This is a genomic window from Niallia sp. Sow4_A1, assembly GCF_052116745.1.
Classification (GTDB): domain Bacteria; phylum Bacillota; class Bacilli; order Bacillales; family Cytobacillaceae; genus Niallia; species Niallia hominis.
Map to the genome: position 1 here is coordinate 20,462 of NZ_JBQKKM010000046.1, position 18,245 is coordinate 38,706.

Genomic DNA, 18,245 nt, shown 5'->3' on the forward strand with positions numbered 1-18,245 from the left:
TAATGTTTAAAATAATTTAATTGTATGATTGGATTGATGATTTATATTGAAATATAATCGAGTGGGTTAACAGCATTCGATTTGGATGCATTCCACTGACCTTTATGAAGTTCAAAATGCAAATGCTGACCAAAAGATTGTCCAGTGTTCCCCATAATTCCTACTTGTTGCCCTTTGGAAACAGATTCCCCTGTCTTAACTACTCTACTATCCATGTGCGCATAAACAGTTGTATAGACCTGACCATTAATTGAGTGAGAGATAAAGATTACATTACCGTAACTTGTGGAATAATAAGATCTACTAACAACCCCATCAGCAGCAGCAACAATTGGTACATCAGCACTGTTAGCAATATCTATACCAGCATGAAACTTGTTCCATCTTTCACCAAGGGTGGATGTTAATCGTCCTTGAGCTGGAGTTGTCCATACCCCTTTGGTCTTTTTAGAAACATTTGTGTTCGCTTTAATACTACTAGAAGTACTTTTTGCTTCATTTTCTTTTTTAGTAGCTACTTGAGTTTTCTTCTCAGATTCTATTTTTATAGCTTTTTCGATAGCTTCCTTTTGAGAATCAAGTAATGAATTTTGTTCTTCTAAACTTAGTTTTTCATTTTCTAAATCTTCTTCTTTGTCCTTTAGAGATTGCATAATATCATCTTTATTTTTCTTTTGTATATCTAATTCGCTTTTTAGTTTCTTTTGAGACTCGCCATAATTTTCAAGTTTCACTAACAGATCTTTTGCTTCATTTTCCTTATCTTCTAACACTTTTTTATCATCCATATGTTGTTGGATTAAATCCTGATCTGCAGTAATTATTGTTGTTACCGCACCCGCTCTATCTAAAAAATCACTAAAACTCTGTGAGCCTATTAAAACATCCAAATAGTTAATAGTCCCAATCTCTTGATAAGATCGAGCCCTTTCTTTTAACAACTCTTCGCGTTGTTTTATTCGTTCCTTAAGAGTTTTTATTTCTTCATTTAATTTTTGAATTTTTATATTTGCATTTTTTATATTTTCATCATTTTCGCGTATTTTACTATTCGTTTCTGTTATTAACATATCTAAACGTTTAATCTCATCATTTATTTTATCTTGTTCTGTTTTTATGTTATCAAGCTCTTCCACTGCTTGTTCTAAACCATCTTGGACTTTACTACGATTTTCTAGTATATTGAGTTTTTTATTTTGTAAATCTTCCTCAGAAGATGCTAATGCAATAGAAGTGGTATTAGTTAATGCCAATGAGGCAGCAATTCCGAACGTTATGACAGATGTCTTAATCAATAATTTACTCATTCGTATGTCCTTTCTGTATCAATCTCTAGTAACAAGCAAAATTATAACATCACTTTTTGTCGAATTTGGAGATGAAAAATATTACAATTTCATTTCATTGTAATATTCTGATAAAATTCAAGGAGTAATTTACCACTAAAAAGTTCATAATAAAACTTTATTCATTATTAACATTGGTTGGTGAATTACATGGTATAACTACCTGCATAATTTCTTCATATAATTGCAGTATTATAAAAAATATAAGAAAAATCAGGTGAGCTAATGAGAAAACTTTCCATAAAACTAGGGATTCTATTTTTCATAATCATTTTTGGACTAGAAGCATTTATGTTTTCTTATCTTCATAGTTCTTTAGTTAATGTGAGAATTGAGGAAGAGCTATCCGCTTTACAAGCAAGAGGTAATTCTCATAGAGATATTCTAGAGAAACATTTTGAAGAAGATTCCATTAGTCACGTTATTTTAATGGAATCAGAAGCTTTAACAGACGTAGTAATTGTTAATCAAAAAGGTGATGTTTTGGGAACATCATTTGACAATGATAATTTCAAGAAATATTTAATTCAACAAAAAACGGAACTAAAGAGTGAGGGGAAAGTTGTAGAAGATGACTGGAAAAATAAACCTTACATTATTACTTTAAGTCCGATAATGCAAAAAAATGAAACAATAGGTTATGTCTATATGTACCAAGAAACAGCATCCATTCATGCTTTAATTGGAAGGTTAAATGAACATTTTGTTCTTGCTGGTATAATTGCCCTTCTTTTAACTTTTGTTGTGATTGTACTTCTTACTAGAGCATTGACTAAACCACTCGTAAAGATGAAGGAAGCGACTTATCAAATAAGTAAAGGTAATTTTTTAGTGGATCTCCCAAGGACAAGTAATGATGAGTTAGGTGAACTAGCAGTTTCCATAAAAGAATTAGCTAGAGACTTAAATTTCTTAAAGAAAGAGAGAAATGATTTTTTAGCAAGCATTTCCCATGAACTTAGAACACCATTGACTTATATAAAGGGTTACGCAGATATTTCTCTAAGAAAAAATATTGAAGAAGAAGAAAAAGAAAAGTACTTACAAATTATTGTAGAAGAATCAAATAGACTTTCTTCTTTAATAGAGGACTTATTTGAGTTAGCCAAGATTGATAAAAATACATTTCTCATTCAGAAACAACAAATAAATTTAAATGAACTATTAGTAAAACTACAAATAAAAATGTTGCCCGCCTTTAAAGAAAAAGAAATTGATTTAACAATTTTTTGTCCTAAAACCACTTCTTTTTATGGAGACCCAGCAAGAATGGAACAAATTTTATTCAACTTATTGGATAATGCTATGAAGTATTCTCCAGTGAGGAGCAAAGTAGAAGTTATAGTTAGATTCAGAAAAAAAGAAACGGAAATAACGATAAAGGATAATGGAAAAGGAATACCGGAGGAAGATCTACCTTATATTTTTAATCGTTTTTACCGTGTTGATAAATCAAGAACAAGATCACTAGGTGGATATGGACTAGGATTATCGATTGTCCAAGAATTGGTCCAAGCACAAGAAGGAACAATAAGAGTGGAAAGTAAGCTTAATATCGGAACAACATTTATTCTATCTTTTAAAAATCTTGGAGGAGAAATCAAATGAAAAGCATCTTAATTGTAGATGACGAACAGCAAATGCTTGATCTAATTGCTCTATATCTATCACCACTAGGCTATAATTGCAAAAAAATAAGTTCTGCGATGGATGCTTTACTTTATTTAGAATCGAACACCGTGGATCTTATATTATTAGATTTAATGATGCCTGATATGGATGGCTGGGAAGCATGTGTAGAAATAAAAAAATACTGGGACACTCCAATAATAATGCTTACTGCAAGAACAGATAAAAAGGATGTTGTAAAAGGCTTAAATACAGGGGCAGATGACTATATATCCAAACCTTTTGATGGGGAGGAACTTGTTGCTAGAATAGAAGCAGTATTAAGAAGAAAAGGTAATAGGTTGGAATTAATACAGTTTGACGGTTTAACCTTAGATCAAGAGTCCTTTGAATTACACTATCAGATGAAGAATATACCTCTTACTCCTAAGGAATTTGCACTTATGAAGCTTTTTCTCCAAAACCATAATAAGGTGTTCACAAGGGACCATCTTATACACTCCATATGGGGCCATGGCGTAGAAACAGAAGATAGAACTATAGATTCTCACATAAGAAACTTGCGTGATAAACTTAGGAAGGCTGGTTTTCCATCAGAGGAATATTTATTAACAGTTTGGGGCGTTGGATACAAGTGGATTGGAAAAGAATCTGATTGAGGGACCTTTTTATAGAGTATTTACCAGAAAACCCCTTAATTATAGCCATTGTTACTATAATTGCAAATATTATAATAGCAATTTTTGGAGTTCTTCCTAGTGCTTTTCTTACTACTATAAATATTATTTATTTTGATTTAAAATTAGCAATTATTATTTCAATAATTGGTGAATCATTAGGTGCTATAGTAAGCTTTATCTTATACCGTAAAGGGTTAAATCGCTTTACTGCTAAGTATAAGATACAAAGTCACTTCTTAAAAAAGTTACAAAGCACAACTAAATCTAAAGCCGTATTACTTATAATCCTGTTAAGAATTCTTCCTTTTATTCCTTCAGGTGCCGTGACATTAACTGCAGCATTAAGTAGCATTAGAATTATCCCTTTTACTATAGCCAGTACAATAGGGAAAATCCCATCGCTTCTAATTGAAGTTTATTCCATTAATAAGGTATTCAGTATCAATTCATCTGGATGGAAAGAGACAATAATATATTGCTCACTAATCCTGTTATTAATATATATTTTAAAAGAGTTTAGAAAAAAAAGAGAATAAAGCAATAAGATGAAAAATAGAAAAAACAACAAAAATAGGCTTCCGAAAACCAGAAGCCTATTTTTTGTATACGTTACATTATCTCACTTTTCCGCATGCCTTCCTTCTTCTATACCAGATTAATAGGACAGCGGCAATAAAGAATATCAGAGAAATTACTTGTGCAACACGTAAGTTAGTTGTAAGCATTAAGCTATCCGTTCTTAACCCTTCAATAAAAAATCTCCCAAAAGAATACCACATTATATAACCTAAAAATAGTTCTCCCTTTTTAAGGGGAACAATTCTTCTAGCAACAATTAATAAAGTAAAACCAAGAATATTCCATAAGGATTCATACAAAAAAGTGGGATGATAGTACGTACCGTCAATATACATTTGATTAATAATAATATCCGGCAAATTTAAATTCTCCAGAAAATCTCTAGTAACCTTGCCGCCGTGAGCTTCCTGGTTCATAAAGTTCCCCCAACGCCCTATTGCCTGACCTAGTATAAGACTAGGTGCAGCAATGTCAGCCAATTGCCAAAAGGATAAACCTTTCTTTTTAGCAAAAAACCAAGCAGTTAATGCCCCTCCAATAATAGCTCCATGTATGGCAATACCACCTTCCCAAATTGCAATGATATCCCCTAGATTTTCTGAGTAATATTCCCATTCAAATAAAACATAATAAATTCGGGCACTAACAATGGATATCGGTATAGCCCATAATAAAAGATCCGAAAAAGTGTCGTTAGGAAGTCCTTGTCTTTTAGATTCTTTTGTAGCAAGAATCCAACCAAGAAGTAAACCAGCTCCAATAATTATTCCATACCAATAAACAGTGAAAGTTCCAAATTCAAAAGCGACTCTATTTAGCTGTTGAATATTTCCCACAAAGATTCACCTCGTTTAAAATTTTTAAATTAGTCAAAATTTCTTCAAATTTCCGATATTGCTTTTTTCCTTCTTATACAAAGAACATACGTAATGCTGATTGAGAATACACTTAACCAGAAAGTAAAATAGCCTATTTGCGGAATATAATTGTCTAGTACGCTGTATCTTGGCATCATTTTAAATAGGTTATCAATCACATCATTATGAAGAGTCCAAATTGCAGCAACTACTAAATGCCAACCTTTTATTTTATAGGAATTTTTATATAGTAAACCTTGGATTGCCATTGCTCCATGGGAAAAAATCAGCATGTAACTAGACCAATCTAAATAACCTATTTCTATCAGAACTAATAAATTCATTACAACTGCCCATATTCCATATTTCATTAGTGTTACTATAGCTAGTGCCTCAAACAGAGGTAAATTAGTTTTCAAAAATAAAGCAATTAATACAAAAACAAAAAACAAACTAGCTGTTGGGCTATCAGGAACAAAAATTAGATATTTATTAGGTGTAACTGATAGTTGGCCTCCATACCATATAAATCCATATAATGTGCCTATAATATTAACAGCTAACAGAATAAACAATACCTTTCTATTTGTAAGTATTAAAGTAAAATTCAAATGATTCACTTCCTTTCCAATAGGTTACTATCATTAATTAGCAGTAAAATGCGGCCTTTTAAAGGCCGCATTTTACCCTGTTTTATATCATTTATTCTGGCTGATTATTAGCATTTTCATCAGGAGTAAAATTAGGCTGAAATCCTTTATATTTAACCATTGTTACCATACCTGCAGAAGCATGATGTAAATCATGGCAATGGAATAGCCAATTCCCAGGGTTATCAGCTTTGAAAGCTATCTCATACTCATCTCCGGATTCTAGATTTACAGTATCTTTAACAATTGATGCACCCTCAAGTTTTTTACCGTTTTTACTTAAAATTTGAAAAGATGTACCATGTAAATGCATAGGATGGTCTTCACCATTAGAGTTATTGACAATCTTTACTTTTACAAGGTCACCTTCTTTAACCATAATATTTTCTGTATTAGGGAAAGCTTTTCCATTAATTGTGTAAGCCATATTATTATCTAATACTTCTGTATTTAGGTTCATTGTATATTCAACATCATACTTCTGATTTAGAGTGAACTTACCGTCTTTTGAAGAACCATAATTTGTGTATGTGAACTCTGGAAGTTCTATATCCTGATTCGGTTTGTCTGTAGATAAGGAACTACCTTCATATTGTAATTTCACTTTCATTCCAGCTGTTCCTTCCATATTTCCATGACACTCCAGATACCATTCTCCTGGGTTATCTGCTACAAACTCAATATCATACCGTTCACCTGGCGATATAGAGATTAACTGATTTTCTATTACTTCAGGGTTTTCTATTTCTTGCCCATCAACCGCAACTACCTTAAATTTCTGACCATGCAAATGCATTTTGTGTGTCATATACCCGATATTAGCTAAACGGAGTCTTACCGTCTCACCCTCCTTCAATTTTAAAGGCTCAATACTCTCACCACTTTTCCCATTGATTGTAAAGATGTCATATTCGCTCATATCGTCCATCGTCATGCTTGCGCCATCATTACTCGTATCCATATCCATATCCATACCTTCCATTTCATCACTTTCACCCATGTCCATACCTTCCATATCGCTCATATCCATACCTTCCTCTGGATTACTCATCCATTCGTCGAGCATTAACGTATAATCACGATCGTATGTTTTTTCTTTGGGTTCAACAATTAAGGCACCATATAGACCTTTATCAAGTTGATTAACACCGTCTTGATGAGTGTGATACATATAAGTACCAGGAGTTTGAGGTGTAAACTCATAAGTAAATGTCTCACCAGGTTGTACAGCATTTTGAGTAACTCCAGGTATACCATCCATTTTATTTGGTAGAACAATACCGTGCCAATGTATAGTTACAGGGTCGGGAAGTTCATTTATCAAGTTGATTTTTACTTTTTCCCCTTGCTTTACACGAATTTGAGAACCTGGTACCGAACCATTAAAAGTCCAAGCATCTACACTAATATCTTTTGTTAATTGATGAGTTGCCTCTTTTGCGACAATGGTAAACTCATTCCCTTTTAAGATTTCTGTCTTAGTTGTTTCTTTTGAAGAAATCTTCTCAGCCTGATTTTCAACATCTGCTCGATTTATACTCTCGTTTTGTTTATTTGAGCATGCTGAAAGGATTAATAATAGGAATCCAATTAATGCTAGTATTTTTAATTTCATACTCTCTCCTTACTTTCATGAATTATGATATTAAAAATAATTGAAGATTTTATGCATTTTATATGAACAAAAGTTCATAAATTTTAGAAGTTATAGTCTAACAATAACTAGAATGTATAGGTAGAAATATAAAACAGCAACAACAGTACAACAGTAGTTGCCCCTAAATAAAACAAACAACCTGCAGATTATTTGCAGGTTGTTTTTATCCATTTATTTATCTAATAGGTCTCCATTTGCGAAGAAATAATGTATTTCCTACAACGGACACGGAGCTAAAAGCCATAGCACCACCGGCGAGTATTGGATTTAATAATCCAATGGCTGCAACGGGTATGAGGATGATATTATATGCAAATGCCCAAAACAAATTCTGGCGTATTTTTCTCATCGTTGATTTGGAAAGAAGAATTATATCGACTATTCCCATTAAATCCCCGCGCATTAGCGTAATGTCCGCTGCCTCCATTGCAACGTCTGTACCAGTTCCAATTGCAATGCCTACATCAGCAGCAGCAAGTGCCGGAGCATCATTAATTCCATCTCCAACCATCGCAACAACTTTTCCTTCTTTCTTTAGTTTTTCTACCTCGGCAGATTTATCTTCTGGCAGAACTTCTGCAAGCACTCGGTCTACACCAACCTGGTTGGCAATTGCTTCTGCTGTAAGTCGATTGTCCCCCGTAATCATTATGACTTCAATTCCTAATTTCTTTAAAGCCTTAATGGCATCCGAGGATGTTTCTTTAACAGTATCTGCTACAGCAATTATGGCTGCTAGACTGTCATCAATAGCCATAAGCATAGCAGTTTTTCCTTCACCTTCGAATTTTTCCATAGTATCAATAGAAGCATTAATATTTACATTATTTTGGGCCATAAGCTTTTTATTACCGATTAATATGTTTTGATTATTGATACTAACTTCAATCCCATGCCCTGGAATAGCATTAAAATTGTTAGCTTTTAATAAATCTATTCCTTTTTCTGTTGCACTGTTAACAATTGCCTCTCCAAGTGGATGTTCCGAACCTTTTTCAGCAGTTGCAGCAATTTGTAATATTTCATCTTTAGAAAGGTTGCCGTAAGTAACAATATCTGTTACATCAGGTTCACCCTTAGTAATAGTACCGGTTTTATCTAAAACAACAGTTGTTACTCGCTGTGAGTTTTGAAGGTGTTCAGCACCTTTTATAAGTAGTCCATTTTCAGCACCTTTACCAGTACCTACCATAACGGCAGTTGGCGTTGCTAATCCCAATGCACACGGACATGCAATAACAAGTACAGCAATTGTACTAACTAAAGCCGGGGTAAATCCAACAAGTGCGAATGTAATACCAAAAGTAGCTAGAGCTATCACAATGACAATAGGAACAAATACTGCTGAAATTTTATCTGCAACTTGCTGAATTGGAGCTTTGGATCCTTGAGCTTCTTCTACTAGCTTAACAATTTGAGAAAGGGCAGTATCTTTCCCAACTTTCGTTGCCTGGAATTTAAATGAACCATGTTTATTCATAGTAGCACCAATAACATTATCCCCAGCTTTTTTACCTACAGGCATACTTTCCCCTGTTAACATGGATTCATCAACTGTTGTATTTCCTTCTATAATTATTCCGTCAACTGGTATTTTTTCGCCTACCCGAACAATAATAAGTTCTCCTGTTTGAACATCTTCTAGTGGTATATCTATTTCTACACCATTTCGAATAACTCTAGCCGTTTTTGCCTGTAAACCCATTAATTTTTTTATGGCTTCTGAGGTTTGACCTTTAGCCCTTATTTCAAGTAGCTTTCCTAATACAATTAGAGTCATAACTATAGCTGCTGCTTCAAAATAAAGATATTGCCCAGTTCCCATTATAGTAACAACTAAACTGTATAAATAGGCTGCAGACGTTCCTAGTACTACTAGGACAGCCATATTAGCACTACCTCCCCGAACTGAGTTATAAGCATCGCGGTAATAATGACCCCCAACATAAAATTGAACTACAGTGGCTAGTAAAAATTGAATCCAAGGATTTAAGTGAAAGAACCCTCCATTTCCGTACTCCATCATAAAATCTGATATCATCATGACTAAAAAAGGTATGGATAAAATGGCACCAACAATAAATTTTATTTTTTGCTTTCTATAAGCTTTTTCTCGAGTACTCTGTTCATAATCTCCTTCATTTTCACTAACTAATTTTGCATCGTAGCCAGCTTTCCTTACCATATTAACTAATTGATCTACATTGGTACTTCCAGGGATATATTCAACACTAGCTTTCTCTGTAGCGAGGTTAACATTAGCATTTTTTACTCCGTCTACCTTATTCAATACTTTCTCAATACGAGTAGCACATGCAGCGCATGTCATACCTATAATATTTAAATTTACTTTTTCTTGTTCAACCCCATACCCTGTTTTGTTAACTTTTTCAATTATCTCTTCAATTGATACTTGCGAAGGATTATAGGTCACTGCTGCCTTTTCAGTAGCAAGATTTACATTTGCTTTTTGAACACCTTGCACTTTTGATATGTTTTTTTCGATTCTAGTAGCACATGCGGCACATGTCATTCCAGTAATATTTAGTGAAACACTTTCATTATCATTAGTATTAGGTTTAGGCTGTGCTAATGAGCGATTATCTGTTTCCATTTTATACCCTCCTATAACTTTCGATTTACCGTTATCAAACATTTTCTTAATGTTACACAAACTAGAGTTTATATTCTTATTTAATTTGTCACAAAACATTTATACCCTATGGGGGTATAAATGTTTTATAAAGAGAGGGCAACCGTTATTTTAAAACGTTCGCCCTTGTTGCATTATTGTACATCATAACCTTGATCATCGATTGTTTCCTTAATTTTATCTAATGTTAATACTTCTTTATCAAACTCTACAAGAACAGTTCCGGTTCCAAGGTCAACTTTTACATTTGATACACCATTGAGCTTACCTACATTGCCTTCAATTGAGTTAACGCAATGATTACAAGACATACCTTGAACATTTAAAGTTACTTTTTCCATATTTATCTTCTCCTTTTACTTTTTCATTAATTTTTGTATTGTAATTAATACTTCATCTACTACTTCTAGGTCACCTTCTTGAATACGCTCAACAACACACTCTTTCAAATGGCCCTCAAGTAAAATTTTTGCAACACTATTCATAGCTGCTTGTGTCGCAGAAATTTGAGTTATAACATCATCACAATAAGTATCTTTCTCTATTAATCCTTTTATACCTCGTATTTGACCTTCAATCCGATTTAACCTGGTGATAAGATTTTGTTTAACCTTATTGGAGTGATGGCTTTTTCGCTCACTTGAAGTGGAACAATGAGTTTCCTCTAAAGATTCATCATTATCTAAAACGGATGCCATTAACTATTTCACCTCCACAAGCACATTATAGTATACCCCCGTACCCTATGTAAAGCCTAAATTTAAATTTTTTCTTTTTTCTTCTCTGTTTACTAATTATTATGTTTAACAATCATGTATTTTTTGCTAAAAAAATTCAAATACATATGCAATATACAAAGCATTTAAGTGGAAAATATATAAAAAAGTACGCTCTGAAAACCGTTTAAAGCGTACCCTTTCATTAAATTTTATTGTTAAACATTAGCATGTGCATTTAATTCTGATGTCAAACAAATTTCCTTGTGATGGTATCCGATTAATATATTACTAAAACCGTTTAAATCTTTTACATCCATGAAATTGACAAAAATTCCGTTATATACTGAATGTCCTACTTCCTCTTCATAAACCTGTACATCCTTTTTATTATTGGGTATCTCTATTTTATCTGGAATATCAACCAGATTCCAATTTTTACTTGTCTTTTTATTGTCACTTATAAGAACTACTTCCTTTAATTTTTCTTCACTATTAACTGCTGTATTTGTTTTTTCACTTAGAGTGGACATACATCCTGCTAAGATAATGATGATAAATGAAAGAAGTGTTGTTATTATTACCCTTTTAACTTTCATTCTCTTTACTCCATTCGCGTATTTTACTTGTTTAATATAGATTAAAACATTGAAGAAAGTGTGGAGTTTTATCTAACACAAAATAAAGTGTTTTACAGTAACCAACTGGCTACTAAAAGCTAATTATTTACTTCCTCTACTTCTCTATAATACTCACTAAACACCTCGGCAAATTTATCAACCGTGTTGAAAAGTTCCTGCTGCTTATTATCCACCCCTCCAAATTCTAAGAGGATAGAATTACTTGATAAATCTTGATTATATACCCCATTCCCTTCATCTTTACTTTTCACAAAGACTCCCCTACTAATTCCAGGAATATCATTTTCTAATCTTTCATTTAGATCTTTTGCCAATTTGAGATTTTGTTCATAGTTTTTATTTTCCTTTCCAACTACAAAGAATAATCTTGCATATTCAAGACCATCAAACTCTAATGTAGTAATCTTTCTTCCCTGTGAATCCCTATGTATATCAATAAGATAAACTAAAGAACTTTCCTTAGTAGTAGCTTCTTGGACGATTTCTCTTGTTAAACTATAGGATTGAGCATAACTCCAACCCTTTTTTTTAAGTTCTGCTGTTACATTGGTAGTACTATGTTCAGTTCCTATCCCTCTCTCTAATAATTCATTTTGCAATTGGGTACCCACTTGGATTACATTTTTCTTTTCGTTCAAACTAGACGCCTGATTTGGATCTGTAATACCTGAAAGTTGTGGTAAAAATGCTTCCCAACTATGAGTACGGTATATATATACAACATTTTTATTAGAAGCTTCGTTCTTTGGAGATTCTATTTTGTCTTCATTGGAACTGCTATTATTTTCATTTGTAAGAATATCCTCATTAGGAGGCGGAGACTCTATTGGTAGCGTTGCTAAATTAGTCCCTTTCCCTGCAATAGCTATCTCTGTATTAAATTGCGAAAATCCTACTAATTCTCTTCCTAAAAAAGTTCTTATATCTTCAGGCCAAATATTTGAAGTAAGCCAAACTACGCCGTTTAAAATAGATGGTTTTTTAATTTCTTTGTTAACATCTGATAATTGAAACTGTCCAATTTCAAATAAAGAAGAAAGAATATCTGCATCTAGTTGCTTAGTAGAAACAGAAACAATGTCTGATGAAAGTTTTATATCTGATTTCAGGTAATTTATTAGGAAAATACTAAAATACATGACAATAATAATAGCTAGTAGATAACCATTTAATATTCGTATCATAATTTGACCTCCCTATTTAGATAGTGTTATCTACATATTTATATGTAATAGTTTCATCAGTAGTCTGCATATTTTCTGCACATTCAAAAAGACAGGTATTTCAAAGAGACAGGTATTTTAAAGGTTGTATAAAAAATGGCTACTCATTATGGTAACCATTTTTAAAAGTTTCAATATTCTTCTGTTATAATAGGGCTTCCAATTGTTAAATTATAAGTGTCTTGGAGCTCTTTATTTGTCCTTATACCAAATTGAATGTTAAATTTGTTTTTTTTATTACTAGTTAAATAATCCTTCCACGACTTGTTATAGGCAGTAATTGAAACAAAATCATCTTCAACTAATTTTTCAATAGAGTTTCCCGTAAATTTTTTCAAAAGTAGCGTTGAAATATGTTTAATATTATCTTTCTTTCTTACTAAAGCCTTAACAGTAAAAAAGTAGTTTTCTTTCTCATCTAGTGATTTCAAAACATTTTGGTATTCCTCTTTATTCCAATCTCTGCTTTTATAACTATAAGTTTCTAAAATGTTATATTTATCATTTTCATTATATGCAGTTAAGGTAATTAACTGCTGGATATTTTGGTCTTTTAATGTACCAGTTAACTTAATATGATGATTTTTATCTTTCTCAACTTCCCAATTAAACTGTTGATATTTTTTCTTTAATTCAGATTCTCTTTGATAATATATATTTAATGAAGTATTACTCTTCTTTTCTTTTTTCGTGTAGATAGACCATTGAGAAATATCAGCATTAATTGATTGAAGATTAACTATGGTTTTTAATAATTTATCCTCTTTTCCAGAAACCTTATAATTAAAATAAAAAAATAAAGAAATTAAAAGGACAGAAGCAGTTATATAGATAATTGTTTTCTTCATAAAATATCCCCCTTTAGTTTCATAGTGTCCTATATTAATTACTTTTATACCTTAATATCTTTTAATCTATAACATTAAGTAAACTAGAAAAATATAAAAAAGGTAATAGAGTCGCTCTATTACCTTTTCTATCAAAGACGTTCCTTGATCTGATCTATTCCAATTCGGTTAACAAATTTATAAAACTTTTCTCTTTTCTTTCCTTCATTAATATATAATTCTAATATTTCCTCAACCTTTCTATATAGTTCCTCTGGTGAAAGTTCCTTCATTAATAATGTTCCTATTTCTGCATCTTTTCCAGTTGCTTTACCTCCTATATAGAGGGAGTAAGTATCTTTTATTTTCATTATTCCTATATCGTTAACTAATGGTTCACCACAACCAACAGGACAACCAGTATATGCAGCTTTTAAGGTAAATGGTACCTCTCTCCCTGCAATTATTCTGTTCAATTCCTGTGCTATAGGCATCCCTTCTTCCTCAGACCCTTTACAAAAATTACATGTACGTAAGCTTTTTACATAATTACCTACAGGATAACAACTTAATCCACTCAGTCTAAATTCCTGCATAATTTCAGTAGCATTACTTTGGGGAACCTCCAAGTATATTTGTTGAAAGGTAGTTAATTCTACCTCTTGATCCTCATCTAAATATTTAGCCAAAAGCGCTAATTGTTTTGCATTTAATTTAGCTCCAAACTGGATACCACCGTTGACTGCAATTTTTATCTTTTCAACGCTCATATTTCCAACTCCCACATTATTATAAATGTAAAAAAGGCTACCAAAAGATAGCCTTTTTTATTATTCTACTGGAGATAATTCACTTTCCGTAATCCATTGGTGGTTCGTTACTTTTTCTCCACCTGTGGTTGGGGTATAATCTACCATATAAACCGTTGTTTTTTCTGCTGAATCGATTGTAGCCTTTGCCCCCTTCATGCCTTCCATATGGTCTGCGTTGACTATAACTTCTGTACCTGGCTCAATTGCTTCATCTCCAGCGTCTTCAATTTCCTCTTGAATTACCCATTTATGATTTGTTACTTTTTCTCCACCTGTTGTTGGAGTATATGAAATTGTGTAAACAATTGTATCGTAAGCACCTACGATTGTCGCTTCTGCTCCATCCATACCTTTCATATGGTCTGCATTGATTATTGCATTACTTCCAACCTCATATTTAGGCTTTTCAGCGACTTTTAGACCCTCAGGAACTTCTCCTGAACCCGACATATCCATGCCTTCCATATCATGAGAAGACATATCCATTCCCTCTTCACTTTTGTTTGAGCTATTTTCGTTGTTATTGTTTGAACAAGCAGCTAATAATAAGACCAATAGTGTTAAGATTAGACTGCTTTTCATGAAAGTTTTTTTCTTCATTTGAATTCTCCTTTTTTTCTTGTTCAACAATTAGATGTTCCTCATAAAAAGATGAAAAATATTTATTGGTATATTGACTGTTTCTGCTCCTTCCTATTTTATTTTCCCCTATTTTACAAAGAAAAAATGCAAAAAATATGCAGAAATTTAATATATCTTAAATCAGGAACATTCTTATAATACTAAATAAGAGCAATAATGGAACGACTGAAAAAATAAAAGCCCAAATTCCTTGTGTATCTTCTTTCCTTTGTAGCTTTGTATATTTCTTAAAGGAAATTTCTCCTTTTGCAAATTTCATTCCATTTTGATTTGGCTTTATTACGTATTCTTGATCGTAGTTATCTTTCAAGACAACATTGGTAATAAGGGACTTTTCATCCCAATTAGAATCTAGGAAGACATCTATGTTGTTATTTGAGTAGATTACTCGGTCAAATTTATATATGGAACTTTCTTTTATCGTTTTACTTACTTTATAAGCCTGTTCTTCAACAAAATTGTTTGTTAAGCACATATTTGACCCACACCTCTTAATTAATTAGGTTTTTTGGAAATGTTTAAAAGACTTTTTCACCACATAATGTTACATATATTATATGTTTATTAATGTCCCATTTACACTATGGAATTTAAAATAGGTACAGTTTCATGAAAAGCTTTTATTAGCCTTTAATGCTAAGAATTACCGAAAACAAATTTGTTAACCATTTGAGGATTCAATCAAAGAGTCTAAATTTTTATTTATAAAGGAGTTATATTATGACTTTTACTTTACTTAAAGCAATCGATGAATATAAAAATGACCCAGAATCTGTTTACCAAACCTGGTTTATAAATAACAACGATAGACTAAAGGCATTTCGTACGATAAAAAATGCTATAAAAGTAGTTATTAAGGAAATAGAGAATAACACATTTCCTTGTGATTTTAAGGGTTCATCCCTTGAGGTAGCTATTTCAGCAATTGCGGAACAAAAGCAAATCTTTGAGGGCGCAGCTCATGCTTTTTATTGGAAGCCAAAGTTAAGAATACCTGATATTTATGAAAATGAAGATAATAAAAAAGCCTTTGGTCAATTTTTAAAGGAAACATTGCTCTATAATCAAGAAAAACAATTAATCTATAATATTAGGAAACTTCAAGAAAAAAATATAAAAGGACTAGGTCCTGCAGTAGGTAATATTTTATATTTTCTTCACCCTACTATTTTCCCGCCTTTCAACACTAGCATTGTTAAAGGTTTTAATATGATATTCAAACAAAAAATTAAATTAGGATCATGGGAAGATTATTTAACGATGCGCGAAATTATGATGGAGTATAATAATAACCATAACCTAGTCCTATCAAAAGATTTAGGTGCACTAGCAGGATTACTATATGAGATAGGTTCTGGCAGACAAGTTATTCAAGAAAACCACACTCTACTATTACAGGATATAGATAAAGTTAATAAAAAGCTAAAAAAAAGACATGAAGAAATTCAAAAGGAATTAGCCGAAGAGAATGAACATACTGAAATGCAATATTATTTAGCTAAAATAGGGACGACTCTTGGTTATAATGTGTGGATAGCAAAAAATGACCATAAAAGAGAATGGAAAGGATATAAATTAGGCAACTTTTCTATTCCCCATTTAAACTTAGAAACAATTTCAAGTGCTGTTAGTGAAACGATTTCTTTTATCGATGTTCTATGGCTTAATGGTGAAAATAAAGTTATAGGTGCATTTGAAGTAGAAAAGTCCACGTCTATATACTCTGGAATTTTACGCCTACAGGATTTGTCTATGTCCTTTAACAATGATAAGTCCAGATTTTATTTAATTGCTCCGAATAAAAGAAAAAAAGAAATTAAAGCACAATTATTAAGACCATCCTTCCAACATGACAGTATGTGTAAAATTTCTTATATTCTATTCTCGGATTTAAGAGAAGACTGTGAAGCTATGTGTAAGTTTGGAGTTAATATTTCTGTATTAGATAAGATATCAAACTAAATCATAATCCTATAAGTTATACTTGTATATATAACTTATAGGATTTTTTACATTTTATTAAGAAACCATTTTTCTACAGAATTCTGCACATTTAAAGCAAGATTCTGCGCATTGGAGACAATGTTCATGATGACTGTGCTTTTTACATTCTTCCCCACACTTTTCACAGATATCCGCACATAACAAACATATTTCCTTTACTAATGGGCTATTAGACTGCATTGCTTTTGCGGCTAAACTACAGATATCCGCACACTCTCGATCTAATCTAATACAACGAGCCATCATTTTAATATCTTCTTCATTTAAACAAGCATCAAAACAAGAATTACATGCTTTCATACATTCCAAACACGCTTTAATACATTCTTCGTAGTTCGTATTCATTCTTTTCCCTCCTATTAATTTATACAAGAATATTATTCCCATGGATTTCATAAATAAACTGCATAAAAAGTGCAAACTTTTTATGCTTAATCTGCAAAAATTCTACATACTTCACTTATATAATCCTATTTAAAACCTAATTCAAGTTAGAATAGGAGAGTTTTAATGAATAACATTTTGTTAATTGGAGCAAGTGTTGAAGAAAAGTGGAATACTCTATTAACAAGAAATGGATATAATTGTATCGGACCGATAAATATTGAAGAAATTCCAAATTACATTTATTCTCCATTAATTGATATTGTTTTAATATATGATGAACATTTATCCATAACAGTGGAATCAATCTGTATAAGTATTAATAAAATTTCTCCTGCTTTTATCATGGTAATAAGTAACAATATAAATTATTCACTTGTTAATATTTTAAAAAGTGGGGCAGACGTTTGTTTATTTGAACCAATATATGAGGACGAGCTAATTGCCAGAATCAACTCATTATTGAGGCATAAGAATAAATTAAGAAATGATATATTTACTTACAATAACTTAGAATTAAATATAAAAAAACGGAAAGTACATTACAGAGAGAAAATAATTCCACTAAGTCAAATAGAGATAAAGATTTTAGAAATGCTGATAAAAAATGATAACAAAGTTTTGTCCACTGATTTTTTAATAGATAATATTTGGGAAGATCACAAAATAAGTACTCAAACGCTCCGATCTTATATTCGTAATATTAGAGATAAAATTAGAGATGCTGGTTTCCCTGTAGATAAGTATTTAATTACTGTTTGGGGAATGGGTTATATATGGAAGTTTGATTAATAATTTCTCAATATATCCTTTTAATTGAACAGGAAAATAAATTCGTATGAGTAAAATGTTTGTGGGAGAATAAATATCCTTTTTGTCTAGTTGGGGGACGAGTCCCCCAACTAGACAAAAAGGCCACCAAGCGAGAGCGCGGTAGCTGGAAAA

General features: G+C 32.0%; 19 protein-coding genes. 5 read left to right on the forward strand and 14 right to left on the reverse strand.

All coding sequences use genetic code 11. The features are described from left to right. Nucleotides 1-41 precede the first annotated feature (41 nt). Nucleotides 42-1,307: a murein hydrolase activator EnvC family protein gene (locus ACTQ5K_RS20245; RefSeq protein ID WP_441994243.1), complete on the reverse strand. Its 1,266-nt coding sequence runs from the start codon at nucleotides 1,305-1,307 to the stop codon at nucleotides 42-44. A gap of 264 nt (nucleotides 1,308-1,571) precedes the next feature. Between ACTQ5K_RS20245 and ACTQ5K_RS20250 the strand changes: the two genes are divergently transcribed. Genes ACTQ5K_RS20250 through ACTQ5K_RS20260 form a run of 3 tightly spaced genes read left to right on the forward strand, consistent with a single transcriptional unit; the run spans nucleotide 1,572 to nucleotide 4,191 of the window. Then, entirely contained in the window at nucleotides 1,572-2,954 is a 1,383-nt protein-coding gene (locus ACTQ5K_RS20250; RefSeq protein WP_441994244.1) for a sensor histidine kinase, read from the forward strand. Continuing rightward, nucleotides 2,951-3,634, forward strand: a complete 684-nt coding sequence (locus tag ACTQ5K_RS20255) for a response regulator transcription factor (protein WP_031537459.1) — start codon at nucleotides 2,951-2,953, stop codon at nucleotides 3,632-3,634. Before ACTQ5K_RS20250 ends, ACTQ5K_RS20255 begins: the two co-directional genes overlap by 4 nt. Next, a complete protein-coding gene (locus tag ACTQ5K_RS20260; RefSeq protein ID WP_251628172.1) occupies nucleotides 3,631-4,191 on the forward strand; it encodes a TVP38/TMEM64 family protein in 561 nt (186 codons plus the stop codon). Before ACTQ5K_RS20255 ends, ACTQ5K_RS20260 begins: the two co-directional genes overlap by 4 nt. Nucleotides 4,192-4,269: 78 nt before the next feature. On the opposite strand, the gene lgt is transcribed toward ACTQ5K_RS20260, so the two are convergent. From lgt to ACTQ5K_RS20320, 12 genes are all read right to left on the reverse strand, one after another. Further along, entirely contained in the window at nucleotides 4,270-5,070 is an 801-nt protein-coding gene (gene lgt / locus ACTQ5K_RS20265) for a prolipoprotein diacylglyceryl transferase (protein WP_441994245.1), read from the reverse strand. A gap of 44 nt (nucleotides 5,071-5,114) precedes the next feature. Beyond that, nucleotides 5,115-5,702 (reverse strand): DUF1405 domain-containing protein, encoded by a 588-nt coding sequence (locus ACTQ5K_RS20270; protein ID WP_441994246.1) that lies wholly within the window; start codon nucleotides 5,700-5,702, stop codon nucleotides 5,115-5,117. A gap of 91 nt (nucleotides 5,703-5,793) precedes the next feature. Further along, nucleotides 5,794-7,356, reverse strand: coding sequence for a multicopper oxidase family protein (locus ACTQ5K_RS20275; protein ID WP_441994247.1), 1,563 nt, complete (start codon nucleotides 7,354-7,356; stop codon nucleotides 5,794-5,796). Between the two features lie 217 nt (nucleotides 7,357-7,573). After that, complete coding sequence (locus ACTQ5K_RS20280; protein WP_441994248.1) at nucleotides 7,574-10,012, reverse strand: heavy metal translocating P-type ATPase; 2,439 nt, start codon at nucleotides 10,010-10,012, stop codon at nucleotides 7,574-7,576. 173 nt (nucleotides 10,013-10,185) lie between these two features. Further along, entirely contained in the window at nucleotides 10,186-10,392 is a 207-nt protein-coding gene (gene copZ, locus ACTQ5K_RS20285) for a copper chaperone CopZ (RefSeq protein ID WP_016204440.1), read from the reverse strand. A gap of 15 nt (nucleotides 10,393-10,407) precedes the next feature. After that, entirely contained in the window at nucleotides 10,408-10,749 is a 342-nt protein-coding gene (locus ACTQ5K_RS20290) for a metal-sensitive transcriptional regulator (protein ID WP_016204441.1), read from the reverse strand. A 236-nt stretch (nucleotides 10,750-10,985) separates the two neighbouring features. After that, the gene (locus ACTQ5K_RS20295; protein WP_016204442.1) at nucleotides 10,986-11,366 is read right to left on the reverse strand and encodes a hypothetical protein; all 381 of its coding nucleotides are present in this window, start codon (nucleotides 11,364-11,366) and stop codon (nucleotides 10,986-10,988) included. Between the two features lie 119 nt (nucleotides 11,367-11,485). Beyond that, nucleotides 11,486-12,592 (reverse strand): stage II sporulation protein P, encoded by a 1,107-nt coding sequence (spoIIP, locus tag ACTQ5K_RS20300; protein WP_441994249.1) that lies wholly within the window; start codon nucleotides 12,590-12,592, stop codon nucleotides 11,486-11,488. A gap of 170 nt (nucleotides 12,593-12,762) precedes the next feature. Next, nucleotides 12,763-13,479 carry a YwmB family TATA-box binding protein gene (locus ACTQ5K_RS20305; protein ID WP_441994250.1) on the reverse strand — a complete coding sequence of 239 codons (717 nt, stop codon included), beginning with the start codon at nucleotides 13,477-13,479 and terminating at the stop codon, nucleotides 12,763-12,765. Between the two features lie 131 nt (nucleotides 13,480-13,610). After that, entirely contained in the window at nucleotides 13,611-14,228 is a 618-nt protein-coding gene (locus ACTQ5K_RS20310; protein ID WP_016204445.1) for a hypothetical protein, read from the reverse strand. Nucleotides 14,229-14,288: 60 nt separating this feature from the next. Beyond that, entirely contained in the window at nucleotides 14,289-14,870 is a 582-nt protein-coding gene (locus ACTQ5K_RS20315) for a YdhK family protein (RefSeq protein WP_031539950.1), read from the reverse strand. 157 nt (nucleotides 14,871-15,027) lie between these two features. Then, nucleotides 15,028-15,387 carry a hypothetical protein gene (locus ACTQ5K_RS20320; protein WP_016204447.1) on the reverse strand — a complete coding sequence of 120 codons (360 nt, stop codon included), beginning with the start codon at nucleotides 15,385-15,387 and terminating at the stop codon, nucleotides 15,028-15,030. A gap of 245 nt (nucleotides 15,388-15,632) precedes the next feature. Here ACTQ5K_RS20320 and ACTQ5K_RS20325 point away from each other — a divergent pair, with 245 nt between their 5' ends. Further along, entirely contained in the window at nucleotides 15,633-16,874 is a 1,242-nt protein-coding gene (locus ACTQ5K_RS20325) for a hypothetical protein (RefSeq protein ID WP_031539951.1), read from the forward strand. A 57-nt stretch (nucleotides 16,875-16,931) separates the two neighbouring features. Here the strand turns inward: ACTQ5K_RS20325 and ACTQ5K_RS20330 are convergent, their stop codons facing one another. Further along, nucleotides 16,932-17,261, reverse strand: a complete 330-nt coding sequence (locus ACTQ5K_RS20330; protein ID WP_031539952.1) for a four-helix bundle copper-binding protein — start codon at nucleotides 17,259-17,261, stop codon at nucleotides 16,932-16,934. Between the two features lie 165 nt (nucleotides 17,262-17,426). On the opposite strand from ACTQ5K_RS20330, the gene ACTQ5K_RS20335 reads away from it, so the two are divergent. After that, entirely contained in the window at nucleotides 17,427-18,092 is a 666-nt protein-coding gene (locus ACTQ5K_RS20335; protein ID WP_031539953.1) for a winged helix-turn-helix transcriptional regulator, read from the forward strand. Nucleotides 18,093-18,245: the final 153 nt, after the last annotated feature.